The sequence below is a fragment of the Streptomyces sp. NPDC044921 genome (assembly GCF_056432865.1).
On record NZ_JBWKIF010000004.1, the window covers coordinates 45,852 to 69,872 of the forward strand.

Below are 24,021 nucleotides of genomic sequence, written 5' to 3' on the forward strand. Positions count from 1 at the left end.
GTCACGGGACGTGCCCGACGACGCATACGCAGCACGAGCACGACAGCGCACGGGAACCGGGATCGGCCTGCTGCTGGTCCTGGTTCTCGGGGCCGCGCTGCTCATCGCCCTGCCGGACGACGAGGACGGCGCGCCCGACGGCGCTGCCTGCCGGGCGCGCACGGTCCGCTCCTGGCAGGCGGACGAGCGCCTCACGGCCGAGTTCGCCCGCTACGGCGACGACGCCTCCCGCACCGACGACTGGACCGGCGGCGACGGCACCCACTCGGTGCGGCTCCCGGACGGCCGTGTGCTGTGGCTCTTCTCGGACACCTACCTGGGCCGCGTGCACGGCCCGCCCAACCCGCACGGCGAGTCCTACGCCTGGCGGGACACCACCGCGCCGCTGGTGCGCAACTCGGCCGTGCTGATGCGCGACGGCCGGCTCGAATCGACCCTGCCCGCCCCGCTGTTCGCCGACCCGGCGCCGAACCAGTGGCGCTGGCCGGTCGCCGCCCGCGTCGAGCCCCGCTCCCCCGGCTCCGCCGAGCGGGTCGTCCGCGTGCTGCTGTGGGTCCGCACCGCCGGCTCCGCCCCGTGGATCTACGGCGTGCCCACCGCGACCGAGGTCGCCACCCTGTCCCTGCCCGAACTGCGCCTGGAGTCGGTCGTCAAGGTGCTCGACCAGCAGCTGGTCCCCGACCCGTCCCGGCGGGTGCTGTTCGGCACCACACTGGTCGAACAGGACGGCTGGACGTACGTCTACGGCGGCGACGACGGGCAGGCCGCCTCCCGCCCCGCCTCGCACGCGTACGCGGCCCGCGTGCCGGAGGGCAGGCTCGCCGACCCGGCGGCCTGGCAGTACTGGAACGGCTCCGACTGGACGGCCGGCGCCCGCCCCCGGCCGGTCCTCGGGGACGGGCGGTCACGGGGCGTGGGCAGCGCGTTCTCGGTGGTCCGGGACGGCGGCGGCTACGTGCTGTTCACGATGGCCACCGGCACCAGGGGCCTGACCACGGTGGCCGCGTACTGGGCGTGCTCCCCGGAGGGCCCGTGGCACGGCCCGGTGAAGGAGTTCAGCCCGCCGCTGCCGCCGGGCGAGGTCGCCGCCTACAACCCCCAGGCGCACCCGGTGCTGAGCGGCGACGGGCGGCTGGTGCTGAGCTACGACGTCAACTGGCTGGAGACGACGGGCGCCGCCGCCCAGCTCAGCCGGAACGTGTCCCTGTACCGGCCGCGGTTCGTGACGCTGCGGCTGGCTTCCCCGCGCTGACCTCGCCCGCGCCCGGGTCGTGCGAGCGGCGTTTGGCGATCACCGCGCAGACCATCAGCTGCATCTGGTGGAAGAGCATCAGCGGCAGCACGGCCAGCGACGCGTGCGCGCCGAACAGGACGCTCGCCATGGGCAGTCCGGCGGCCAGGGACTTCTTCGAGCCGGCGAACTGCAGCGTGATCCGGTCCTCCCGGCCGAAGCCCAGCGCCTTCCCGCCGTACCAGGTCAGCAGCAGCATCACGGCGAGGACCACGGCCTCGACGGCCAGCAGCCCGCCCAGCCTGAGCGGGCTGACCCGGTGCCAGATGCCCTGGACCACGCCCTGGCTGAACGCGGTGTAGACGACCAGCAGGATGGAGCCGCGGTCCACCAGGCCGAGGACCTTCTTGTGGCGGGTGACGAAGCCGCCGATCCAGCGGCGCAGCAGCTGCCCGGCGAGGAACGGCACGAGCAGTTGCAGCACGATCCTGAGCAGGGAGCCGGCGGAGAAGCCGCCGCCGCTGCCGCCCAGCAGGGAGGCGGCGAGCAGCGGGGTGGCGATGATGCCGACGAGGGACGAGAAGGAACCCGCGCAGATCGCGGCGGGCACGTTGCCGCGGGCCATCGAGGTGAAGGCGATCGACGACTGCACGGTCGACGGGACGAGCGTGAGGAAGAGCAGGCCCTGGTACAGCGGGTGCGTCAGGATGACCGGCACCAGCCCGCGGGCCGCCAGGCCGAGCAGCGGGAAGACCACGAAGGTGCAGGCCAGGACCGTGACGTGGAGCCGCCAGTGGCGCAGTCCGTCCAGTGCCTCGCGGGTGGACAGCCGGGCCCCGTACAGGAAGAACAGCAGGGCGATCGCCGCCGTCGACGCGCCGGAGGCCACCTCGGCGGTCGTCCCCCGCGCCGGGACCAGCGCGGCGAGACCCACCGTCGCCAGCAGGAGAAGGATGTACGGGTCGATCGGCATCCGGCGCGGCCGGCGCAGGCGTTTCACGAGGCTCCACTCACTCGGTTCGGACGGGCCGGGCAGGTCCCGGAGGGCCGGGACGGCCCCCTTCCATCCTGCTCCCCGGCCCGGCGATCGGGAATCCCGTACACCGCTCTGACTGTCATCGCGGTCCGCGATAAAGTCGGTCACATGTACGAGCCCGCGCATCTGCGGACCTTCCTCTCGGTGGCGCAGACCCTGAGCTTCACGCAGGCCGCGCGGCGGCTCGGGCTGCGGCAGTCGACGGTGAGCCAGCACGTGCGGCGCCTGGAGGACGCGACCGGACGGACGCTGTTCACCCGGGACACCCACTCGGTGGAGCTCACCGAGGACGGCGAGGCCATGCTCGGCTTCGCGCGCCGCATCCTGGAGGTGCACGAGCAGGCGGCGGCGTTCTTCACCGGCACCCGGCTGCGCGGACGGCTGCGCTTCGGCGCCTCGGAGGACTTCGTGCTGACCCGGCTGCCGGAGATCCTGGAGGGCTTCCGGCACGAGCACCCGGAGGTCGACCTGGAGCTGACGGTGGAGCTGTCGGGGACGCTGCACGAGATGCTGGCCGCCGGGAAGCTCGACCTGATCCTCGCCAAGCGGCGCCCCGAGGACCCGCGCGGCGAGCTGGTCCGGCACGACCGGCTGGTGTGGATCGGCGCCGAGCGCCTGCGGCTGGACCCGGACCGCCCGGTACCGCTGATCGTCTATCCGCCGCCGGGCATCACCCGCGCGCTCGCGCTGGAGGCCCTGGAGCGGCAGGGCCGCGAGTGGCGGGTGGTGTGCACGAGCGGCAGCCTCAACGGGCTCGTCGCCGCGGCCCGCGCGGGCCTCGGCGTGATGGCCCACTCCCGCGGCCTCGTCCCGCCGGGCCTGTTCCGGGTTCCGGACCGGGCGGGACTGCCCGAGCTGGGGCAGGTCGACTTCGTCGTCGTCCACGGCCGCCGCCGGCCCTCCGCGCAGGGCGCGGCCGACGCCCTGGCGGCGGCCCTCCTGTCCGGCGGGGACCGCCTGCACCGCACCGCTCACAAGGGCGGCCCTTGACCGGCGGGGGTGACGAAATGCGCCGCGTGTGCGCTGGGAGAAGTGACGCCGCGACGGTGCCCGGCACCCTGCCGCCGGAGTCGTACAGATTCGGTGGAGATTACGGCACCGGAACTTACTCAACCGTCAGGTTTCTGTCCGACCCTTCCCCATGTGAGCGCATTTTCCCCCGCTGACCAGCACGGACGCGAGCGTCGCTCACCTTTGCCCCCCTCCCGGACGTTGGTTGCTTGGGGTAGCTTTCACGGCGCTGTGCGGAGCGTCACTCAACCGAAGCGCTGAGGAACGGGGAGCGGGGTTTGCGCGAGTTTTCCAACCCTCCGTTGGCGTTGGCACCCCCGGTGGGCGGTCTGGCCGACGTGGTGTTCGAGCATGCCCGGCAGGACCCGCTGCACATCGCGCTCGGCCGCAAGGACGAGTCCGGGCAGTGGCGGGACGTCACCAGCGCCGAGTTCCGCGACGAGGTGCTGGCCCTGGCCAAGGGGCTGCTGGCGAGCGGCATCCGGTTCGGCGACCGGGTCGCGATCATGTCCCGTACGCGCTACGAGTGGACGCTGTTCGACTACGCGCTGTGGACGATCGGCGCCCAGGTCGTGCCGGTCTACCCGACCTCCTCGGCCGAGCAGTGCTTCTGGATGCTGTACGACGCCGAGGTGACCGCCGCGGTCGTGGAGCACGAGGACCACGCCATGACGATCGCCACCGTGATCGACCGGCTGCCGCAGCTGCGCCGCCTGTGGCAGCTGGACGCTGGCGCCGTGCACGAGCTGTACGACGCGGGGGCGCACCTCGACGACGAGGTGGTGCACCGCCACCGGCAGGCCGTCACGCCCGACTCGGTCGCCACGATCATCTACACCTCGGGCACCACCGGCCGCCCCAAGGGCTGTGTCATCTCGCACGGCAACTTCATGTACGAGGCGGACACGGTCATCGAGCGCTGGGAGCCGGTGTTCCACTCCAGGAAGGGTGACGAGGCGGCCACCCTGCTGTTCCTGCCGCTCGCGCACGTCTTCGGGCGGATGGTCCAGGTGGCGGGCATCAGGGGCAGGGTCAAGTTCGGCCACCAGCCGCAGCTCAACGCGGCGGCCCTACTGCCGGACCTGGCCGCGTTCCGGCCGACCTTCTTCCTCGCGGTGCCGTACATCTTCGAGAAGGTGTTCAACGCGGCCCGCCGCAAGGCCGAGAAGGAGGGGCGCTCCGGCCCGTTCGAGAAGGCCGTCGACGTCGCCATCAAGTACGCCGACGCGGTGGAGGCCAAGGCCTGGGGCACCGGCCCCGGCCCCTCGGCGGGCCTGCGCATGCAGCACCAGCTGTTCGACAAGCTCGTCTACTCCAAGATCCGCGCCGCGATGGGCGGGCGCATCAGGCACGCCATGTCCGGCGGCTCGGCGATGGACCGACGGCTCGGGCTGTTCTTCGCCGGCGCGGGCGTGCACATCTACGAGGGCTACGGGCTGACCGAGTCCACCGCCGCCGCCACCGCCAACCCGCCCGGGCGCACCCGGTTCGGCACGGTCGGGCAGCCCATTCCGGGCATGACCGTGCACATCGCGGACGACGGCGAGATCTGGCTGCGCGGTCACAACGTCTTCCAGGGCTACCTCAACAACCCCAAGGCCACCGACGAGGCCCTGCACGACGGCTGGCTGGCCACCGGCGACCTGGGCTCGCTCGACGAGGACGGCTACCTCACCATCACCGGCCGCAAGAAGGAGATCCTGGTCACGTCCGGCGGCAAGAGCGTCTCCCCCGGTGTGCTGGAAGAGCGCGTCCGGGACCACCCGCTGGTCAACCAGTGCATCGTCGTCGGCAACGACCGCCCGTACATCGCCGCCCTGGTGACCCTGGACCAGGAGGCCGTGGAGCACTGGCTGACCATGCGCAAGAAGCCGCGGATGTCCCCGGCGGAGCTGGTGCGCGACACGGACCTGGAGACGGAGGTGCGGCGCGCGGTGGTCACGGCCAACACGCTGGTCTCGCAGGCCGAGTCGATCCGCACCTTCCGCATCCTGGCCCAGCCGTTCACCGAGGAGCACGGGCTGCTCACCCCCTCCCTGAAGCTCAAGCGCAAGGCGATCGAAAAAGCGTACGAGAACGAGGTGGAGGCTTTGTACCGGGCGTGACCCCGGCGCTGACGGGGCATCCGTGGGTTCTGAATTCTCCTGTCAGGAATGCATCACGGCTCGTGATCGTTGACGATGGGAGTACCACTGACCACACACCGAAGGATCGAGAGCTCGTGAGCAAGGTCCCCCCGATCATCCTGAACAACGGCGTCGAGATGCCCCAGCTGGGCTTCGGCGTCTGGCAGGTGCCGGACGACGAGGCCGAGACGGCCGTCACGACGGCGCTGGAGGCCGGGTACCGCAGCATCGACACAGCGGCGATCTACGGCAACGAGGAGGGCACCGGCAAGGCCATCGCCGCCTCCGGCGTCCCCCGCGAGGAGCTCTTCGTCACCACGAAGCTGTGGAACGCCGACCAGGGGTACGACTCCACGCTGCGCGCCTTCGACACGTCGCTGGAGAAGCTCGGCCTGGACTACGTCGACCTGTACCTGATCCACTGGCCGACGCCGGAGCGGGGTCTGTACGTCGACACCTACAAGGCGTTCGAGAAGCTGCACGCCGACGGCCGGATCCGGGCCATCGGCGTCTCGAACTTCCTGCCCGAGCACCTGGAGAAGCTGATCGGCGAGACGTCGGTCGTCCCCGCGGTGAACCAGATCGAGCTGCACCCCCACCTGCAGCAGCACGACGCCCGCGAGTACCACGCGGAGCACGGCATCGCCACGGAGGCCTGGTCGCCGCTCGGCCAGGGCAAGGGCCTGCTGGAGGTCCCGGCGATCGTGGCCATCGCCCGCAAGCACGACCGCACGCCCGCGCAGGTCGTGCTGCGCTGGCACATCCAGCTGGGCAACGTGGTGATCCCCAAGTCCGTGACGCCCTCGCGGATCAAGGAGAACATCGAGGTGTTCGACTTCAGCCTGGACACCGAGGACCTGGCGGCGATCAGCGCCCTCAACGAGGACCGGCGCCTGGGCCCGGACCCGGCGGAGTTCAACGGAGCCTGACGTCCACCGGCGGCGCCCCGGTCCGGAGCCCCGACAGGGCCCGGAGCCGGGGCGCCGTCCGTGTGCGCCCGCTCAGACCGGCTGACCCACCGGCCGTACGACCACCGTGTTGACGTCGACGCCGGCCGGCCGGCGCATCGCCCAGACGACCGAGTCCGCGATCTGGCCGGCGGTGAGGAGGTGGCCGGGCGGGAGACTGCCGTAGGAGTCCCAGAAGGGGGTCTCCGTGCGGCCGGGCGCGATCAGGGTCACGCCCACGCCCCACTCGGTGACCTGCCGCCGGGTGTTCTCCGCGAGGCCGGTCACGGCCCACTTGGTGGCCCCGTAGATGTTGCCCGGCGTGTACGCGAATCCGGCGACACTGCCGACCAGCACGATCCGGCCGCGTGTCTCCTTCAGGGCGTCGATGGACGCCCTGATCAGCAGGGCCGGGCCGAGGACGTTGGTCAGCACCATGTCGGTCCAGCCGGCCGGATCGCCCTCGGCGACCGTGTCGTGGGTGGCGAAACCGGCGTTGGCGACGACCGCGTCCAGCCGGCCGAACCGCTCGAGGGTGGCGCCGACCGCGGACCGCACGTCGGCGTACACGGCGGTGTCCCCGGCGATCGCCAGCAGCTCAGCGGGCCGCCCCAGCTCCTCGGCGAAGGCGTTCAGCCGCTCCTCCCCCCGCCCCGTGACGGCGACCCGGTACCCGGCCTCCAGCAGCTGCCGCGCGACGGCGGCACCGATGCCGCTGCCGCCGCCGGTGATGAGCGCCACCTGGTTCTCGGACATGAATTCCCCCTGTACGTGCGGTCGGAACTGCGATGCCGGAGAGTCCATCAGTTGAAGAGCGCTCGAAGTCAAGCGCCCGCGGCCGCTAGCCGGGCCGGACCGCCGTGTGGACCGTGTGGGCCTCCAGGACGAACACGTCCGGGCGGCGGTGCAGGCTCGCCTCGTCGTCGGGGTCGAGGAGGCGGTCGAGGGTCGCGATGTCCTCCGCGTCGAGGGCCTCGGTGAGCCGGTCCCGCAGGTGCGACAGGGACGTGATGACATAGGCGCGCGCCCGCTCCGGGGCGGGGGCGGGCAGGTCCAGCAGGAACGTGTGCGACCGGGTGGGCTTCAGGCCCGCGGCGGCCAGCAGGGCGGGCCAGTCCTCCGTCACCGCGACATGGCCCGGCAGCTCGTGGCGCATCCGCGTGAACCACTCCGCCTCCACCGCGTCGATCCGCGCCTGGAGCCCGGGCCGTCCGATGCCGATGTCGCGCGGCAGGTAGCGCGGGGGCAGCCCGCCCTCCATGAGGGCCAGCGTGCCGCCGGGCGCGAGCCGCCGCGCGAACGCCGCGAGCGCGGCCCGCTGGTCGCCGAGGTGGTGCAGGCTGCGGCTGGCCCAGAGCAGGTCGGCCGGGTATTCCAACTCCCCCAGGGCATCCGGTAGTTCACCGGCGATCGTGGCGAAGCGGTCGGCGATCCCCTGCCGTCCGGCCCGGGCGCGCGCCCGTTCCAGCAGCGGCTCGGAGCCGTCCACCGCGACGATCCGCGCGCCCGGGAACGTCTCGGCGAACAGGCCCGCCACCACGCCCGGACCGCTGCCCGCGTCGACGATCAGCCCCGGCTCGGTCACCTCCTGCGCCAGCCACCCCAGGGCCCGCTCGTACAGGGGCGCGAACAGCTCCGCCGAGGACTCCAGCACCGGGCCCATCTCGGCCCAGTCGATGTCCGTGTGGTGGTGTGGGTGACCCTGCCCGTGCCCGTGCCCGTGGTCGGGGCCGGTCCGGTGTGCGTCGTCGTGGTGGTCGTGCGCCATGGTGGTCAGCCTCTCGCTCGGATGCGGCCAGCGTGCGCCGACGCACCGCGAGACGGCCACCGTTGTTGCCGCTCCCGCAAAATCCCCGCGCACCGATCCGCCGGGGCGAAAAGCCCCGGCGGACCCGTGGGGACGGGGTGTCAGCCGCTCACGACAGCGGCGGGTACGCGTTCTGCATCAGCTGCCGGAACTGGGCGGAGAACCAGTGCCCGGAGATCGGCGCGTCCGGCAGGGCACCGGACATGTTGTTGTTGTTGCGCGGGTTGCCCGTGTAGGTCGGGTCGCACATGCGGTCGAAGCCCTTGCCCTCGTTGTTGTCGATGGCCTTGCTCGACCCGTCGGACTCGCCCGGGGGCTTCATCCACACGTACGCGTCGATCCCGGGGGCCGGGTTCGCCCGCGGGCGCTCGCCGAGGCCGGCTCCGGCCTGGTTGCACCAGTTGCCGAGGTGGATGCGGCGGTCGTAGCGGCCGCCGTCCACGTAGGCGTCCACGGAGGTCTGCGGACCGGGGCCGGCGGGCCGGGCGGCGCCGCCCCAGCCGTTGCGGGAGGTGTCGATCAGCATGCCGATGCCGGACGGGAAGCCGATCGAGACCAGGTGGTTGCGGAAGGCCTGGGCGAAGGACAGCTCGTCGGTGTAGCGGTTCCAGTCGACCCACTTCGACTCGCGGACGGACTTGCCGGCCACGGTGTCGCCGATGGCGAAGTTGTCCTCCTTCAGGGCGCTGTAGTTCGCCGTGTTCGTGATGAAGCCGTGGACGTCGCTGACCGTCGCGCCCTCGGCGTTCGCCGCCTCCTTGAACAGGGACGCGGAGGGGCCTAAGTTGTCGTCCCAGCCGATCCAGCCGTGGTGGCCGGCGTCGACGTAGTTGTAGACGTTCGGCACGTCGCCGAGCTTGTTCAGCGCGTAGCCGACGCCCTTGACGTAGTTGCCGTTGGCCTTCATCACGTCACACTGCGGCACGGCCGTGGGGCGGCTGCCGGTGTTGGTGACCAGGTTGGGCAGCGAGTCGATCTCCACCGTGGTGACGATCCGCAGCGAGGCGTACTTCGGGTCGGCGAGGATCGCCTTGATCGGGTCGATGTACTCGGTCTTGTAGCGGCCGAGTTCGTCGGCCTTGAGCTCGCCGTTGGAGGCGAGGGCGGAGCAGTCCCGGCCGGGCAGGTTGTAGATCACCAACTGCACGACGAGTTCGCCGGAGCCCTTCTGGCGCAGCGCCTCGTCGAGGTGGGCGCGCAGCCCCATCTTGCCGCCCGCGCCGTTGATCGCGGCGATCCGGTCCAGCCAGACGCCGGTCGGCTGGTTGGCGACGCGGCTGCCGCCCGGCTCCGCGGCGGCGTTCGCGGACCACTGCGGGTTCACGTACACCTTGGCGCCCTCGTAGGGGTTGTTCACCCGGTTGGCGGGCCCGCCCGGGTCCGGCGGGTCCGTGGGGCCGCCGGAGCCGCCGTCGTCGACGTTGCAGGTCACGCCGTCGAGGGTGAAGGTGGCCGGGACGGCGTTGCTGCCGCTGTAGCTGCCCTGGAAGCCGAAGCTGACCGAGGCGCCGGTCGCCAGCTGGGCGTTGTAGCTCTCGTTGGCCGCGGTCACGTCGGCACCGCTCTGGCTGAGCCTGGCGTTCCAGCCGCTGGTGACCTTCTGGTTGCCGGCGTAGGACCACTTCAGCGACCAGGAGGACTTCGCGGCGCTGTTGTTGGTGACGGTCACGGCGGCGGTGAAGCCGGTGTTCCACTGGTTCTGGATCTTGTAGTCGACGGTGCAGGGAACGGCGGCGGTGCCGAGGCCGCCGGGGTCGACGGCGAACGCGGTGCCGGTGGCGCCGGCGACCAGGGCCATGGCGGCCAGTAACGCTGTTCTCGTACGGCTCATGAGTGCGGGTGTCCCTTTCGCTGGGGGTGTCGGCCGTTCAGGGCGCGCTCCGAAAGGACACGAGGAACCCGGCACCGGCACACGCGCAGCAGGGGACGGCCGCGCGGGCGGCTACAAGTACTGAACGCGAGAGGTGTCGCATGAGCGACTCCTTGCAGGTCGGGCCCGCCGTGACGGACGCGTCGACTGATGGAATCGCTCCCACTGGTGTCAAGGAAGGTAGCGCCAAGTGTCGGCCAAGAACAGGGGAGTCGCCGACTTTCCCGCAACCCGTGGCGTCGAATCTTTTCGACTCTTCACGGACCTTGACCGCCCCTGGGCCCGTCCTCACTATGGGAGCGCTCCCACTGGTTCAGGCCTTGACTTCTCCGAGCCGCAAGGAGGAACCAGCACCATGCATCCCCCACCCCGGAGACGCGGAGCCGTGCGGCGGCTGTGGACCGCCGCACTCGCAGCTCTCGCGCTTCCGCTGACGATGCTCTCCTCGGGATCGACGCCCGCCCAGGCGGCGCCGCTCCAGTGCAGCGTCGACTACAAGACGAACGACTGGGGTTCCGGTTTCACGGTGGACCTGACCCTCACCAACCGCGGCACGGACGTCATCGACGGCTGGACGCTGACCTACGCCTACTCCGGCAACCAGAGGCTGGGCAACGGCTGGAACGGCAGCTGGTCGCAGTCCGGCCAGAACATCACCGTGAAGAACGCCGCGCACAACGCGCGCGTCGCGGCGGGCGCCGCCGTCTCCACCGGCGCCCAGTTCAGCTACAGCGGCACCAACACCGCGCCGACGTCCTTCTCGGTCAACGGCACCCCGTGCACCGGCGCGCACCAGCCGCCGATCGCCGTGCTGACCAGCCCGGCCGCCGGCGCCGTCTACAGCCAGGGCGAGGCCGTCCCGCTGGCCGCCACGGCCGCCGCCGCGGACAACGCCACGATCAGCAAGGTGGAGTTCTACGACGACACCACGCTGCTCGGCACCGACACCAGCGCGCCCTACGCGCTCTCGGTCTCCAGCTTGACCGTGGGCAGTCATTCCCTGGTGGCGAAGGCGTACGACAGCATGGGCGCCTCCGCCAGTTCCACCCCGGTCGGCATCACCGTCGCCTCGGGCCCGGCCGTCGTCGCCTCGCCGCTCCAACTGGGCGTGCAGTCCGGCAAGTCGGGCACGTACGAGGTGAAGCTGTCCAAGCAGCCGGCCTCCAGCGTCACGGTGACCTCGGCCCGGGCGAGCGGCAACACGAACCTGTCCGTCACGGGCGGTGCCTCGCTCACCTTCACGCCGCAGAACTGGAACACCGCGCAGAAGGTGACGGTCAGCGCCGCCACCTCGGGATCCGGGTCGGCGGTGTTCGAGTCGACGGCCGCGGGCCACGCCAAGGCCTCCGTCACGGTGACGCAACTGGCCGCGGCGAAGACGTACGAGGCACGCTTCCTGGACCTCTACGGCAAGATCACCAACCCCGCGAACGGCTACTTCTCCCCCGAGGGCATCCCGTACCACTCGGTCGAGACGCTGATCGTGGAGGCGCCGGACCACGGCCATGAGACCACCTCGGAGGCGTACAGCTACCTGCTGTGGCTCCAGGCCATGTACGGCAAGGTGACGGGCGACTGGTCGAAGTTCAACGGCGCGTGGGAGCTCATGGAGAAGTACATGATCCCCACCAAGGCCGACCAGCCGACCAACTCCTTCTACAACCCGTCCAAGCCGGCGACCTACGCGCCGGAGCTGGACACGCCGAACGAGTACCCGGCCAAGCTCGACTCCGGCGTCTCGGTGGGCCCGGACCCGATCGCGGCCGAGCTGAAGAGCGCGTACGGCACGGACGACGTCTACGGCATGCACTGGCTGCAGGACGTCGACAACGTCTACGGCTTCGGCAACGCGCCCGGCAAGTGCGAGGCCGGCCCGTCGGACACCGGCCCGTCGTACATCAACACCTTCCAGCGCGGCGCGCAGGAGTCGGTGTGGGAGACGGTGCCGCAGCCGACCTGCGACGCCTTCAAGTACGGCGGCAAGAACGGCTATCTGGACCTGTTCACCGGTGACGCCTCCTACGCCAAGCAGTGGAAGTTCACCAACGCGCCGGACGCCGACGCCCGGGCCGTGCAGGCCGCCTACTGGGCGGACCTGTGGGCCAAGCAGCAGGGCAAGGGCTCGGACGTCTCCGCGACGGTCGCCAAGGCGGCCAAGATGGGCGACTACCTGCGCTACTCCATGTTCGACAAGTACTTCAAGAAGGTCGGCAACTGCGTCGGTCCCACCACCTGCCCCGCGGGCACCGGCAAGGACGCCTCGCACTACCTGATGTCCTGGTACTACGCCTGGGGCGGCGCCACCGACACCAGCGCCGGCTGGTCCTGGCGCATCGGCTCCAGCCACGCCCACGGCGGCTACCAGAACCCGCTGGCCGCCCACGCGCTCGCCAACTACGCGCCGCTGAAGCCGAAGTCGGCGACGGGCGCGGCGGACTGGGCCAAGTCCCTGGAGCGGCAGCTGGAGTTCTACCAGTGGCTGCAGTCGAACGAGGGCGCCATCGCGGGCGGCGCGACCAACAGCTGGGCGGGCCGGTACGCGACCCCGCCCGCCGGGAAGTCGACGTTCTACGGCATGTACTACGACGAGAAGCCGGTGTACCACGACCCGCCGTCCAACCAGTGGTTCGGCTTCCAGGCGTGGTCCATGGAGCGGGTCGCCGAGCTGTACCAGCAGACGGGGAACGCACGGGCCAAGAGGGTCCTCGACAAGTGGGTCGACTGGGCGCTGTCCAAGACCACGTTCAACCCGGACGGCACCTTCCGCATCCCGTCGACGCTGCAGTGGTCGGGCCAGCCCGACACCTGGAACGCGTCGAGCCCCGGCTCCAACGGCGGGCTGCGCGTCAGCGTGGTGGACTACACCAACGACGTCGGGGTGGCGGCCGCGTACGCCAAGACGCTGACGTACTACGCCGACCGCTCGGGCGACACCGAGGCCGCGGCGGCCGCGAAGAAGCTGCTGGACGGGATGTGGGACAACCACCAGGACGCACTCGGGATCGCCGTCCCGGAGAGCCGGGCCGACTACAACCGGTTCGACGACCCGGTGCACATCCCGAGCGGCTGGACGGGCACGATGCCCAACGGTGACCCGATCAACTCGTCGTCCACGTTCGACTCGATCCGCTCCTTCTACGAGGACGACCCCGCGTGGTCGAAGATCGAGAGCTACCTCGCGGGCGGCGCGGTGCCGTCGTTCACGTACCACCGGTTCTGGGCCCAGGCGGACATCGCGCTGGCCATGGGCTCGTACGCGGAGCTTCTCGAATAGCCCCCGCCGGGCGCTCCGCGGGTGGGGCCGTGGTCGGCTGCGGGTCCGTTGTGGCGGGTCGCGCAGTTCCCCCAGGCCCCCGAGCGGGTGCGTCCGAAGCTCCGCGTACGCGGCCCCGCACCTGACGCGGGGCCACCACAGCCGGGCGGCTCCACCCGCACTGGAGCCGCCCGGCTCTCGCACGTTCCCCTCACCGGAAGGAACCCCGCCGTGCGAAGAACCCGTGTCCTCACGGCCGTGCTCGCGCTCGCGGCCGGGCTGCTGTCGGGCGCGCCCTCCGCCCTGGCCGCCGACCCGCCGGCGCCGAAGCTCGCCGCCGACACCTACACCTGGAAGAACGCCCGGATCGACGGGGGCGGATTCGTCCCCGGGATCGTCTTCAACCGCTCCGAGAAGAACCTGGCCTACGCCCGCACCGACATCGGCGGCGCCTACCGCTGGCAGGAGTCCTCGAAGACGTGGACACCGCTGCTGGACTCGGTCGGCTGGGACGACTGGGGACACACGGGCGTCGTCAGCATCGCCTCCGACTCCGTCGACCCCAACCGGGTGTACGCGGCGGTCGGGACGTACACCAACAGCTGGGACCCGAAGAACGGCGCGGTCATGCGCTCCTCGAACCGGGGGGCGAGCTGGCAGAAGACGAACCTGCCGTTCAAGCTCGGCGGCAACATGCCGGGACGGGGCATGGGCGAGCGGCTGGCCGTCGACCCGAACCGCAACAGCGTGCTGTACCTGGGCGCGCCCAGCGGCAAGGGCCTGTGGCGGTCGACGGACTCGGGGGTGACCTGGTCGCAGGTCGCGAACTTCCCCAACGTCGGCAACTACGCGCAGGATCCGAGCGACACCTCCGGGTACGCCTCCGACAACCAGGGCATCGTCTGGGTCACCTTCGACGAGTCCACGGGCACCGCCGGGAACGCCACGAAGACGGTCTACGTCGGGGTCGCCGACAAGGACAACGCCGTGTACCGCTCGACCGACGCGGGCGCGACCTGGCAGCGGCTCGCGGGCCAGCCGACCGGGTACCTCGCCCACAAGGGCGTGCTGGACGCGAAGAACGGCTACCTGTACCTCGCCTACAGCGACAAGGGCGGCCCGTACGACGGCGGCAAGGGCCGGTTGTGGCGCTACGCGACCGGGACGGGCACCTGGACGGACATCAGCCCGGTGGCCGAGGCCGACACCTCCTACGGTTTCAGCGGGCTGACCGTGGACCGGCAGAAACCGGGCACGGTGATGGCGACCGCGTACAGCGCCTGGTGGCCGGACACGCAGATCTTCCGCTCCACGAACAGCGGCGCGACCTGGACCAAGGCGTGGGACTACACGTCGTACCCGAACCGCGAGAACCGCTACACCATGGACGTCTCCTCCTCCCCCTGGCTGACCTGGGGTGCGAACCCGCAGCCGCCCGAGCAGACGCCGAAGCTGGGCTGGATGACCGAGGCGCTGGAGATCGACCCGTTCGACTCGAACCGCATGATGTACGGCACGGGCGCGACGATCTACGGCACGGAGAACCTCGGGAACTGGGACAGCGGCGGCAGGTTCACCGTCAAGCCGATGGTGCGGGGCCTGGAGGAGACGGCGGTCAACGACCTCGCCTCTCCGCCGTCCGGAGCCCCGCTGCTGAGCGCGCTCGGTGACATCGGCGGCTTCCGGCACACGGATCTGACGAAGGTCCCGCCGATGATGTTCACCCAGCCGAACTTCACGACGACCACGAGCCTGGACTTCGCCGAGACCAAGCCGGACACCGTCGTCCGCGTGGGCAACCTCGACTCGGGCCCGCACATCGCGTTCTCCACGGACAACGGCGCCAACTGGTTCGCGGGGACCGACCCGTCGGGCGTGAGCGGCGGCGGCACGGTCGCCTCGGCGGCGGACGGCAGCCGGTTCGTGTGGAGCCCCGACGGCGCCGGCGTGCACCACACGACCGGCTTCGGCACGTCGTGGCAGGCGTCGGGCGGCATCCCCGCCGGGGCGATCGTCGAGTCGGACCGGGTCGACTCCAGGACCTTCTACGGCTTCAAGTCCGGGAAGTTCTACATCAGCACGGACGGCGGGGCGACCTTCAAGGAGTCCCCGGCCACCGGCCTGCCGGGCAGCGGTGACGTCCGCTTCAAGGCGCTGCCGGGCGGGAAGGGCGACGTGTGGCTGGCGGGCGGCGCGCCGGACGGCGCGTACGGCCTGTGGCACTCCACCGACGGCGGGGTGAGCTTCACCAGGCTCTCCGGCGTCGAGCAGGCCGACACCGTCGGCTTCGGCAAGGCGGCGCCGGGCGCCTCCTACCAGACGCTCTACACCAGCGCGAAGATCGGCGGCGTGCGCGGTATCTTCCGCTCCACGGACAAGGGCGCGAGCTGGACCCGCGTCAACGACGACGCCCACCAGTGGGGCTGGACGGGCGCGGCGATCACCGGCGACCCGCGCGTCTACGGCCGGGTCTACGTCTCCACGAACGGCCGTGGCGTCATCTACGGCGATGCCTCCGACGGCGGCACGACGGACCCCGGCCCGGGGCCCACCGGGGCCTGCGCGGTGACGTACAAGGTCACGAGCCAGTGGTCGGGCGGTTTCCAGGGCGAGGTGCAGCTCACCAACACGGGCACCGGCCCCTGGACCGGCTGGTCCCTCACCTGGTCCTTCCCGGACGGCCAGAAACTGACCCAGGCCTGGAACGCGGAGGCGGCCCAGTCGGGGACGGCGGTCACGGCGAGGAACGTCGGCTGGAACGCCACGGTGGCGAAGGGCTCGTCGGTGAGTTTCGGCTTCACGGCGAGCTGGTCGGGCGCCAACACCGAACCGACCGCGTTCAGACTGGGCGACCAGAACTGCGCGGTGACCTGACCGGACCGTCGAGGGCGCGTGCCGGGTCCGGCTCGCGCCCTCACACCCAGGTGGGGTCAGTCGCCGCGGCGCGGCGCGTCCGGGTCGCCGTACCGCCGCGCCAGGTCCGCCGCCGTGCGGGCGATCCTCCTGCGCAGTTCCGGTGGTCCGAGCACCTCGACGCCGGTGCCCAGGCGCAGGAACTCGGCGTGGGCGTGGTCGACGGACTCGATGGGGACGGTGACCCGGCGCCAGCCGTCCGCTTCCGGCCCGGCCTCGTCCCCGGCCGCCCCGGGCAGCGTGACGCCCGGGGCCAGGCGCACCACGGCCCGGCCCGCCTTCAGGCGGCGGTGGAAGTCGCGCTGGTGGGCGGCCCAGTAACCGGGCAGATCGAAGTCGTCGGGGCGGGGGAAGTCCTCGTTGGTGGCGGACAGCCGCAGGATCTGGTCGACGCGGTAGGTACGCGGTCCGGGCCCCGCGACCACGTACCAGCGGCCCGCCTTGAGGACCAGCCCGTACGGCTCCAGGCGGCGTTCCACGTCGGTCGGCTCGCGCCAGCGCCGGTACAGCACGTGCACCGCGCGGCCCTCCCACACCGCCTCGGCCACGGCCCCGAGGTACGGCGTCTCGTCGGCCCCGGCGTACCAGCCCGGCGCGTCGAGGTGGAAGCGGCCGCTGATCCGGTCGGCGTGGGAGCGCAGCTCCGGCGGCAGGGCGGCACGGACCTTGAGCCGGGCGGCGGCCAGCACGGAGCCGAGTCCGAGCTGCGCGGCGGCACCGGGCGCGCCGGCGAGGAAGAGGGCCTCGGCCTCACCGGCGGTGAGACCGGTGAGCCGGGTGCGGTAGCCGTCGAGGAGGCGGTAGCCGCCGGCGTGGCCCGCCTCCCCGTACAGCGGGACACCGGCCGCGCTCAGCGCCTCGACGTCGCGGTAGACCGTGCGCACCGACACCTCCAGCTCCTCGGCGAGCTGGGCGGCGGTCATCCGCCCGCGGGTCTGCAGCAGCAGGAGGATGGAGACGAGACGACTGGACTTCACTGACCCAGGGTGTCAGTGAAGTCGCCGTAGCGTCCCGGCATGCCTTTCAGCGAGAAACTGCTGACCGTGCCCCCGCCCCTCCGGGTCGCCGGGCGGCACGTCAAGCGCTACCACGTCACCGCGGACCCCACCGGCATCGAGCCCGAGGTGGAGAAGGCGGCCTACGCGATCCTGCCGGAGCTGCTGCCGGAGCCGGACGGCACGCCGCCGGCGACCTTCGTCGTGCTCCACCGGGGCGGCGACGACGGCGCCTATTTGAACGCCTACAGCTGGGTGTGGGACAACGTCCTGCACTTCAAGGGGGCGGCGGCGGGCCAGCCGGTGCTGGGCTGCCCGGACCGCGACCCGGCGCACTTCATCACCCCCGGACTGCCCTGGATCGGCTGTGTCTGGGAGCTGCCGCCGATCCAGCACGAGCGGAACGCCTGGGTGCGGCATCTGCTCGCCCCCGACGTGCCCGACCTCCAGGCCTACTTGGCCGACTCGCTGCCCGAGGGGACCACAGGAGACCGCACATGAGCGGCCCGCACGACTTCGACTTCCTCCACGGCGGGGCCGCCAACCTCGACGAGATCGACCCGCCGCACCTGTCGGCCAAGGGCGCGACCCTGCGGCTCTTCGGCCGGTTCCAGGAAGGGTGCGGCGAGTTCCACGGCGACGACAGGCACGACGGTCAGGACGTGCGGGTGCGGTTCGTCTGGTCGGGCGTCTCGGCGGCGTCGGTCCGCTGGGAGCAGGCGTTCTCCCGCGACGGCGGGGCGACCTGGCCGGCCGACTGGGTCATGGACTTCACCCGGCCTTCCGGAACGCCCGCAGGCTGAAGACCGGTTCGGGGCGCGGCCGGTCCTGGTCGGGCAGCCGCGCCAGCCGCCCGGCGTACTCCTCGGCGAGGGGATCGCCGGGCGGCAGCGTGACGAACCAGCCGCGGCGCAGGTCGGCGATGGTGCGGCGGGGACTGCGGCCCTGGCCGTGCCCGGTGAAACGGCCCTGCCCGGCCGGGACCAGGCCGTGGGCGGCGGCGTGGGCCGCGACGTCCGCCGCCGCGTCCCGGACCGGGCTGGGCGGCCGCGAGGACAGGACGACATCGATGTCACTGCCCACGTTGTGGGAGGCGGCCTTGTCGACCGTCGTGACGTACACCCCGCCGGGGCGCAGCACCCGGGCGCACTCGCCGACGACGGCCCGCGCGTCGGCGGGGCCGGCGGTCAGGTGCAGCAGCCACACCGTGCAGACGGCGTCGAACTGGCCGTCCCGGAAGGGCAGCCGGCGGCTGTCGGCGCGGACGACGGCGCCGGGCAGCCGGGCCGCGGCCCGGCGGGCCATGGCGGGGGCGAGGTCCACGCCGGTCACCCGCAGTCCGGCGCGCGCGGCCGCGAGCCTCCGGGTCACGATGCCGGTGCCGCACGCGACGTCCAGCAGGCTGCGCGCCGTTTCCGGTACGAGACCGAGCACCGCGTCCGCGGCGGCGGCCGCCCGGGGCTCGCCGCCGCGGGAGGCGTCGTACCGCTCCGCTTCCTTGTCGTAGTCGAGCACGCGGTCAGTGTGCCCCGTGTCCCGGCGCCAGGTCCTCGACCCTGCGGGCGAGTTCGAAGTCCTTCTCGGTGACGGTGCCACCCGCGCTGTGGGTGTGCACGGACAGCGAGACGGTGTGGTAGCCGAGCGTGAGGTCGGAGTGGTGGTCCAGTTCCTCCTGGACCTGGGCGATGTGCACGACCATCGCCGTCGCGGCGAAGTGCGAGCCGAGCCGGTAGGAGCGGGTGAGGCGGTCCCCGTCGAGCGACCAGCCCGGCAGCTCCGCCAGCCGGTCCTCGATCTCCTTGTGCGACAGCGGTTCGACGGGCATGGGCTGTGTTCCTTCCCTCGCTGCGGGGTTGCGTCCTCGTCTCCCAGCCTGCCACAGCGGCACGCCCGAGACCCTGGTCAGCGGGCCGCGCCCTGTCCGGTACGGCCGGTTCTCGGCTACGGTCCCGGCATGACCACTCACCCGTCCTCCGTGGAGCAGGGCGTGGGCCCCCTGCTGCGGGCCTGGCGGGAGCAGCGGCGGGTCAGCCAGCTGGAGCTGGCCCTGCGCGCGGACTCCTCGGCCCGCCACATCAGCTTCGTCGAGACGGGCCGCTCCCGGCCCAGCGAGGAGATGGTGCTGCGGCTGGCCGAGCACCTGGACGTGCCCGTCCGGGAGCGCAACGCGCTGCTGCTGGCGGCTGGTTACGCCCCGCGCTATCCGGAGACCCCGCTGGACGACCCGGCGCTCGGCGCACTGCGCGAGGGCATCGAGCGGCTGATCGGCGGCTATGAGCCGTACCCGGCGCTGGTGGTGGACGCGCTGTACGACGTGGTGGCGGCCAACCGGGGGATCACGGCGCTGGTCGACGGCGTCTCGCCGGCCCTGCTGGAGCCGCCGCTGAACGCGATGCGGCTGGCGCTGCACCCGGAGGGCCTCGCGCCCCGGATCCGGAACCTGCGGGCCTGGCGCGGGCATCTGCTGGAGCAGATGGAACGGCAGATCGCGTTGCACCGCTCCGAGCCGCTGCGGGCGCTGTACGAGGAGGTGGCGGCGTATCCGGTGCCGGACGCGGACCCGGCCGGCGAGCCCTCCGGTCCGGTGCCGCACTTCGCGCTGCCGCTGCGCATCGAGCACGAGGGGCGGACGCTGTCGTTCATCTCCTCGATCTCCACGTTCAACACGCCGATGGACGTGACCGTCGCCGAGCTGGCCATCGAGACGCTGCTCCCGGCCGACCCGGCCACGGCCAAGTACCTTCAGGAAACGGTGTCCTGACGGGCTTTCAGGGCGGTGTGCTGGAGCGCGGCGAAGCCGGCCACGGTCAGCGCCTGGAACACCGTCCACACCGCGCCCGCCGTGCTCGGCGAGAGCCACAGCGCCAGAGCCGCGAGGCTCAGCACGCTCCAGGCCAGGTTGGCCTCGACCACCACCCGCACGCCGAGCGCGGGCGGCCGGTGCCGGGCGGCCAGCAGACCCACGCCGGTCGCGTAGACGGCGAGGAAGGCGCCCAGGGCGAGCAGCAGTGCCGCGTCGGCCCCGAGGAACCGCCCCAGCGGGCCGGACAGGACGAGGTAGGCGAGCGCGTTGGCGCCGGTCACGAAGGCGTCCAGGGCCAGGAAGCGGCGCAGCGCGGACTGCGGCTCGGTGGTGCGGGCGAGCGCGGCGAGCTGGGTCACGGACATGGGGCGTCATCCTCCGTCGGTCGCGGTTCCCGGCCCTCGCGGGGTGGCGGGCGCGCTGGTGCGTGCCGCGTCCCGGGCCGGCGCGGGCGGGCCGTCCGGCCGGGGCGGGCGCCCCGGCCGGGGCCGGGTCCCGGGCCGGAGTGCGCCGGCCCGGGACCCGGTGTGTTCACGATCCCGCGCGGGCGCCGCCCGGGTCGATTACCCGCGGGGTAATGCGCCCGCGCACCCCTGGTCCGCGATCTCCCGGCCGCCAGGTCTGTGAGGGGGGCGGCCGGGCGTGCCACACTGATCGCGGACCAGGGCACGTTGGGGAGGCGTGGCGTGAGTGAACGGCGGGCCGCACCCACCGTGGGCCAGGTGGTGCTGGGCAAGCGGCTGCAGGAACTGCGCGAGGCGGCGGGCCTCAGCCGCGACGAGGCCGCGCGGGTGCTGCGCGTGGCCCCGGCGACCGTCCGGCGGATGGAGACCGCCGACGTGGCCCTGAAGATCCCTTACGTGCAGATCCTGCTGACCGCGTACGGGGTGGCCGAGGACGAGGTGACCGCGTTCGTCGAACTCGCCGAGGAGGCGAACCGGCCCGGCTGGTGGCAGCGCTTCCACGACGTGCTGCCCGAGTGGTTCAGCCTGTACGTGAGCCTGGAGGGCGCCGCCCGGATCATCCGGTCGTACGAGCCGCACTTCGTGCCGGGTCTGCTGCAGACCGAGGGGTACGCGCGGGCCGTGCTGGAGTCCGGCACCATCGCGAACGCCGGTCCGGAGGCGGTCGAGCGGCACGTGTCGCTGCGGATGGAGCGGCAGCGACTGCTGGAGCGCCCCGACCCGCCGCACCTGTGGGTGATCATGGACGAGACGGTGCTGCGCCGCCCGGTGAGCGTCGACGGCCGGGTGATGCGCGACCAGCTGGACAAGCTGCTGCAGTACGCGGCACGGGACCGCGTCACGCTCCAGGTCGCCGAGTTCAAGGACGGCCCGCACCCGGGGACGTACGCGCCGTTCTCGCTGTTCCGCTTCGCCGAGCCGGAACTGCCCGACATGGTGTTCACCGAGTACCTCACCGGGGCGCTGTACCTCGACTCCCGCAAGGAGGTCTCGGCGCATCTGGAGGTGCTGGACCACATGACGGCCCGGGCCGCGTCCGCCCAGCGCACGGAGGAACTGCTGCGCGCGTACCGGGACGGCTTCTGACCCGTACGGACCCCGCCGACGGGTGTGCCCTCCCGCGCGCCCCTAGCGTCGGCATCGCGGGGCGCACGCGAAGGAGGTCCGATGCCCGGATTCGAGGTGCTGTACCAGGCGGCCGCGCTGTGCCTGATGTTCCCCGACGACGACTTCCGCACCCGGCTGCCGCTGCTGCGGGAAGCCGCCCCCCAGCTGCGGGAGTTCGCCGACCACGCGGCGCTCACCCCGCCGCGTGAACTGGCGGCGCACTACGTCGAGGTCTTCGAGGCGGAGCCGGACCACAGCCTGTACCTCAGCGCGTGGCGCGAGGCGGCCCCGACGCCTTCCGAGGAGCTGTACCGCGCACACGGCCTGAAGACCACCGGCGAGGAACCGCCGGACTTCCTGCCGGCGGTCCTGGAGTGCGCGGCCCGCACCGGCGACACCGGCCTCCTGGCGGACCACCGCGACGGCCTGGACCTGCTGCGCACCCGCCTGACCGACTTCGGCACGCCGTACGCGACGGTCCTGGACGCGGTCTGCGCGACCCTGCCGCCCGCCGCCGCGCAGGGCTAGGCGGCGCCGCCCTTCTCACCCCGCTGGTCCCGGTCGTCGTCCACGATCTCCGCGTCGACCACGCCCTCCTCGTCCTGCGGTGCGGTGCGGGTGGTGTCGTCCGTGGAGGACTGCTCGGCGCCGGCCTGGGTCTGGGCGTACATGGCTTGGCCCATCTTCTGGCTGACCGAGGCGAGTTTCTCGACGCCGGCGCGCAGGGTGGCGGTGTCGGCCTGCTGGTCGAGAGCGGACTTGAGGTCGGCGACGGCCGCCTCGACCTCGGACTTGGTGCCGGCCGGGATCCTGTCCGCGCTGTCCGCGTTGTCGCGCAGGAACTTCTCCGTCTGGTACACGAGTTGCTCGGCCTGGTTGCGGGTCTCGGCGGCCTCGCGGCGTTTGCGGTCCTCCTCGGCGTACTGCTCGGCCTCGCGCATCATGCGGTCGATGTCGTCCTTGGGCAGGGCCGAGCCGCCGGTGACGGTCATCTTCTGTTCGCGGCCGGTGGCCATGTCCTTGGCGGAGACGTGCATGATGCCGTTGGCGTCGATGTCGAAGGCGACCTCGATCTGCGGGACGCCGCGCGGGGCCGGGGGCAGTCCGGTGAGGTCGAAGACGCCGAGCTTCTTGTTGTACGCGGCGATCTCGCGTTCGCCCTGGTAGACCTGGATGCCGACCGAGGGCTGGTTGTCGGCGGCCGTGGTGAAGATCTCCGAACGGCGGGTGGGGATCGTCGTGTTGCGCTCGATCAGCTTGGTCATGATGCCGCCCTTGGTCTCGATGCCCAGGGACAGCGGCGTGACGTCGAGCAGCAGCACGTCCTTGACGTCGCCGCGCAGGACGCCCGCCTGGAGCGCGGCCCCGAGGGCCACGACCTCGTCGGGGTTGACGCCCTTGTGCGGGTCCTTGCCGGTCAGTTCCTTCACGAGGTCCGTCACGGCGGGCATCCGCGTGGAGCCGCCGACCAGGATCACGTGGTCGATCGCCGCGAGCTTCACCCCGGCGTCCTCGACCGCCTGGTGGAACGGCGTCCTGCAGCGGTCGAGGAGGTCCGCGGTGAGCTCCTGGAACTGGGCCCGGGTGAGCTTCTCGTCGAGGTGCAGCGGCCCCTCGGCGGAGGCGGTGATGTAGGGCAGGTTGATCGTCGTCTCGGTGGAGCTGGACAGCTCGATCTTGGCCTTCTCGGCGCCCTCGCGCAGCCGCTGCACGGCCATCTTGTCCCTGGCCAGGTCGACGCCGTACTGCCCCTGGAAGCGCTTGATCAGGTACTCGACGATCCGCTGGTCCCAGTCGTCGCCGCCGAGGCGGGTGTCGCCGTTGGTCGCCTTCACCTCGATGACGCCCTCGCCCATCTCCAGCAGCGACACGTCGAAGGTGCCGCCGCCGAGGTCGAAGACGAGGACCGTCTGGTCGTTCTCCTTGTCCAGGCCGTAGGCGAGGGCCGCCGCCGTGGGCTCGTTGATGATGCGCAGGACCTTCAGGCCCGCGATCTCGCCCGCCTCCTTGGTCGCCTGGCGCTGGGAGTCGTCGAAGTACGCGGGGACCGTGATCACCGCGTCCGTGACGTCCTCGCCGAGGTAGGACTCGGCGTCCCGCTTCAGCTTCTGCAGCACCCGCGCGGACAGCTCCTGCGCCCGGTAGCGCGTGCCGTCGATGTCGCCCTGCTCGGGGAAGCGCCAGTGGGCGTCGCCCATGTACCGCTTGACCGAGCGGGCGGTGCGCTCCACGTTCGTCACCGCCTGCCGCTTGGCGACCTCGCCGACCAGCACCTCGCCGTTCTTGGCGAACGCCACGACCGAGGGCGTGGTCCTGGCCCCCTCCGCGTTCGCGATGACCGTGGGCTCACCGCCCTCCAGCACGGCGACCACCGAGTTCGTCGTTCCGAGATCGATCCCGACCGCACGTCCCATCGCCGTCCCCTTCCGCCAGGGCACCCCGCACACTTACCAGCACA

General features: G+C 72.0%; 20 protein-coding genes. 11 read left to right on the top strand and 9 right to left on the bottom strand.

Annotated elements, in window-relative coordinates; translation table 11 throughout:
* Window positions 1–10: 10 nt before the first annotated feature.
* Complete coding sequence (locus AC07DA_RS07570; RefSeq protein ID WP_479125508.1) at window positions 11–1,252, top strand: DUF4185 domain-containing protein; 1,242 nt, start codon at window positions 11–13, stop codon at window positions 1,250–1,252.
* Here AC07DA_RS07570 and AC07DA_RS07575 read toward each other — a convergent pair.
* Window positions 1,188–2,204, bottom strand: coding sequence for a bile acid:sodium symporter family protein (locus tag AC07DA_RS07575; RefSeq protein ID WP_479126084.1), 1,017 nt, complete (start codon window positions 2,202–2,204; stop codon window positions 1,188–1,190). The genes AC07DA_RS07570 and AC07DA_RS07575 overlap by 65 nt on opposite strands.
* Window positions 2,205–2,375: 171 nt before the next feature.
* On the opposite strand from AC07DA_RS07575, the gene AC07DA_RS07580 reads away from it, so the two are divergent.
* From AC07DA_RS07580 to AC07DA_RS07590, 3 genes are all read left to right on the top strand, one after another.
* A complete protein-coding gene (locus AC07DA_RS07580; protein WP_479125509.1) occupies window positions 2,376–3,257 on the top strand; it encodes a LysR substrate-binding domain-containing protein in 882 nt (293 codons plus the stop codon).
* A 299-nt stretch (window positions 3,258–3,556) separates the two neighbouring features.
* Window positions 3,557–5,383 (top strand): AMP-dependent synthetase/ligase, encoded by a 1,827-nt coding sequence (locus AC07DA_RS07585; protein ID WP_479125510.1) that lies wholly within the window; start codon window positions 3,557–3,559, stop codon window positions 5,381–5,383.
* A gap of 158 nt (window positions 5,384–5,541) precedes the next feature.
* Complete coding sequence (locus tag AC07DA_RS07590; protein ID WP_479126086.1) at window positions 5,542–6,333, top strand: aldo/keto reductase; 792 nt, start codon at window positions 5,542–5,544, stop codon at window positions 6,331–6,333.
* A gap of 72 nt (window positions 6,334–6,405) precedes the next feature.
* On the opposite strand, the gene AC07DA_RS07595 is transcribed toward AC07DA_RS07590, so the two are convergent.
* From AC07DA_RS07595 to AC07DA_RS07605, 3 genes are all read right to left on the bottom strand, one after another.
* Window positions 6,406–7,107: an SDR family oxidoreductase gene (locus tag AC07DA_RS07595; RefSeq protein ID WP_479125511.1), complete on the bottom strand. Its 702-nt coding sequence runs from the start codon at window positions 7,105–7,107 to the stop codon at window positions 6,406–6,408.
* An 85-nt stretch (window positions 7,108–7,192) separates the two neighbouring features.
* On the bottom strand, window positions 7,193–8,119 hold the full coding sequence (locus tag AC07DA_RS07600; protein ID WP_479125513.1) for a class I SAM-dependent methyltransferase: 927 nt from the start codon (window positions 8,117–8,119) through the stop codon (window positions 7,193–7,195).
* Window positions 8,120–8,267: 148 nt separating this feature from the next.
* Window positions 8,268–9,989, bottom strand: coding sequence for a glycoside hydrolase family 6 protein (locus AC07DA_RS07605; protein WP_479125515.1), 1,722 nt, complete (start codon window positions 9,987–9,989; stop codon window positions 8,268–8,270).
* Between the two features lie 394 nt (window positions 9,990–10,383).
* Between AC07DA_RS07605 and AC07DA_RS07610 the strand changes: the two genes are divergently transcribed.
* Window positions 10,384–13,302, top strand: coding sequence for a glycoside hydrolase family 48 protein (locus tag AC07DA_RS07610; protein ID WP_479125516.1), 2,919 nt, complete (start codon window positions 10,384–10,386; stop codon window positions 13,300–13,302).
* 210 nt (window positions 13,303–13,512) lie between these two features.
* The gene (locus tag AC07DA_RS07615; RefSeq protein WP_479125518.1) at window positions 13,513–16,155 is read left to right on the top strand and encodes a cellulose binding domain-containing protein; all 2,643 of its coding nucleotides are present in this window, start codon (window positions 13,513–13,515) and stop codon (window positions 16,153–16,155) included.
* A gap of 56 nt (window positions 16,156–16,211) precedes the next feature.
* Here AC07DA_RS07615 and AC07DA_RS07620 read toward each other — a convergent pair whose 3' ends face one another.
* Window positions 16,212–17,171 carry a helix-turn-helix transcriptional regulator gene (locus AC07DA_RS07620; RefSeq protein WP_479125520.1) on the bottom strand — a complete coding sequence of 320 codons (960 nt, stop codon included), beginning with the start codon at window positions 17,169–17,171 and terminating at the stop codon, window positions 16,212–16,214.
* 39 nt (window positions 17,172–17,210) lie between these two features.
* On the opposite strand from AC07DA_RS07620, the gene AC07DA_RS07625 reads away from it, so the two are divergent.
* Both AC07DA_RS07625 and AC07DA_RS07630 read left to right on the top strand, forming a co-directional pair.
* Entirely contained in the window at window positions 17,211–17,690 is a 480-nt protein-coding gene (locus AC07DA_RS07625; protein ID WP_479125521.1) for a hypothetical protein, read from the top strand.
* Window positions 17,687–17,992 (top strand): hypothetical protein, encoded by a 306-nt coding sequence (locus AC07DA_RS07630; RefSeq protein WP_479125523.1) that lies wholly within the window; start codon window positions 17,687–17,689, stop codon window positions 17,990–17,992. Before AC07DA_RS07625 ends, AC07DA_RS07630 begins: the two co-directional genes overlap by 4 nt.
* On the opposite strand, the gene AC07DA_RS07635 is transcribed toward AC07DA_RS07630, so the two are convergent.
* Window positions 17,961–18,704: a class I SAM-dependent methyltransferase gene (locus tag AC07DA_RS07635; protein ID WP_479125525.1), complete on the bottom strand. Its 744-nt coding sequence runs from the start codon at window positions 18,702–18,704 to the stop codon at window positions 17,961–17,963. The two genes, AC07DA_RS07630 and AC07DA_RS07635, sit on opposite strands and share 32 nt — an antisense overlap.
* Before the next feature lie 4 nt (window positions 18,705–18,708).
* Window positions 18,709–19,014 (bottom strand): 4a-hydroxytetrahydrobiopterin dehydratase, encoded by a 306-nt coding sequence (locus AC07DA_RS07640; protein WP_479125527.1) that lies wholly within the window; start codon window positions 19,012–19,014, stop codon window positions 18,709–18,711.
* A gap of 129 nt (window positions 19,015–19,143) precedes the next feature.
* Here AC07DA_RS07640 and AC07DA_RS07645 point away from each other — a divergent pair, with 129 nt between their 5' ends.
* A complete protein-coding gene (locus AC07DA_RS07645; RefSeq protein ID WP_479125529.1) occupies window positions 19,144–19,950 on the top strand; it encodes a helix-turn-helix domain-containing protein in 807 nt (268 codons plus the stop codon).
* Here AC07DA_RS07645 and AC07DA_RS07650 read toward each other — a convergent pair.
* A complete protein-coding gene (locus AC07DA_RS07650; protein ID WP_479125531.1) occupies window positions 19,932–20,357 on the bottom strand; it encodes a hypothetical protein in 426 nt (141 codons plus the stop codon). The two genes, AC07DA_RS07645 and AC07DA_RS07650, sit on opposite strands and share 19 nt — an antisense overlap.
* 321 nt (window positions 20,358–20,678) lie before the next feature.
* Here AC07DA_RS07650 and AC07DA_RS07655 point away from each other — a divergent pair, with 321 nt between their 5' ends.
* Together AC07DA_RS07655 and AC07DA_RS07660 are read left to right on the top strand one after the other, a co-directional pair.
* Complete coding sequence (locus AC07DA_RS07655) at window positions 20,679–21,542, top strand: helix-turn-helix domain-containing protein (protein WP_479125533.1); 864 nt, start codon at window positions 20,679–20,681, stop codon at window positions 21,540–21,542.
* Between the two features lie 81 nt (window positions 21,543–21,623).
* Window positions 21,624–22,091: a nitrate reductase molybdenum cofactor assembly chaperone gene (locus tag AC07DA_RS07660; RefSeq protein WP_479125535.1), complete on the top strand. Its 468-nt coding sequence runs from the start codon at window positions 21,624–21,626 to the stop codon at window positions 22,089–22,091.
* Here the strand turns inward: AC07DA_RS07660 and dnaK are convergent.
* Window positions 22,088–23,977 carry a molecular chaperone DnaK gene (gene dnaK, locus AC07DA_RS07665; protein WP_479125537.1) on the bottom strand — a complete coding sequence of 630 codons (1,890 nt, stop codon included), beginning with the start codon at window positions 23,975–23,977 and terminating at the stop codon, window positions 22,088–22,090. The two genes, AC07DA_RS07660 and dnaK, sit on opposite strands and share 4 nt — an antisense overlap.
* Between the last annotated feature and the right edge of the window lie 44 nt (window positions 23,978–24,021).

Coding starts and splice junctions, on each gene's coding strand:
- AC07DA_RS07575 (WP_479126084.1), bottom strand. CDS start 2,204: ATGCCGATCGACCCGTACATCCTTCTCCTGCTGGCGACGGTGGGTCTC.
- AC07DA_RS07580 (WP_479125509.1), top strand. CDS start 2,376: ATGTACGAGCCCGCGCATCTGCGGACCTTCCTCTCGGTGGCGCAGACC.
- AC07DA_RS07590 (WP_479126086.1), top strand. CDS start 5,542: ATGCCCCAGCTGGGCTTCGGCGTCTGGCAGGTGCCGGACGACGAGGCC.
- AC07DA_RS07595 (WP_479125511.1), bottom strand. CDS start 7,107: ATGTCCGAGAACCAGGTGGCGCTCATCACCGGCGGCGGCAGCGGCATC.
- AC07DA_RS07600 (WP_479125513.1), bottom strand. CDS start 8,119: ATGGCGCACGACCACCACGACGACGCACACCGGACCGGCCCCGACCAC.
- AC07DA_RS07605 (WP_479125515.1), bottom strand. CDS start 9,989: ATGAGCCGTACGAGAACAGCGTTACTGGCCGCCATGGCCCTGGTCGCC.
- AC07DA_RS07610 (WP_479125516.1), top strand. CDS start 10,384: ATGCATCCCCCACCCCGGAGACGCGGAGCCGTGCGGCGGCTGTGGACC.
- AC07DA_RS07625 (WP_479125521.1), top strand. CDS start 17,211: ATGCCTTTCAGCGAGAAACTGCTGACCGTGCCCCCGCCCCTCCGGGTC.
- AC07DA_RS07630 (WP_479125523.1), top strand. CDS start 17,687: ATGAGCGGCCCGCACGACTTCGACTTCCTCCACGGCGGGGCCGCCAAC.
- AC07DA_RS07640 (WP_479125527.1), bottom strand. CDS start 19,014: ATGCCCGTCGAACCGCTGTCGCACAAGGAGATCGAGGACCGGCTGGCG.
- AC07DA_RS07645 (WP_479125529.1), top strand. CDS start 19,144: ATGACCACTCACCCGTCCTCCGTGGAGCAGGGCGTGGGCCCCCTGCTG.
- AC07DA_RS07650 (WP_479125531.1), bottom strand. CDS start 20,357: ATGTCCGTGACCCAGCTCGCCGCGCTCGCCCGCACCACCGAGCCGCAG.
- AC07DA_RS07660 (WP_479125535.1), top strand. CDS start 21,624: ATGCCCGGATTCGAGGTGCTGTACCAGGCGGCCGCGCTGTGCCTGATG.
- dnaK (WP_479125537.1), bottom strand. CDS start 23,977: ATGGGACGTGCGGTCGGGATCGATCTCGGAACGACGAACTCGGTGGTC.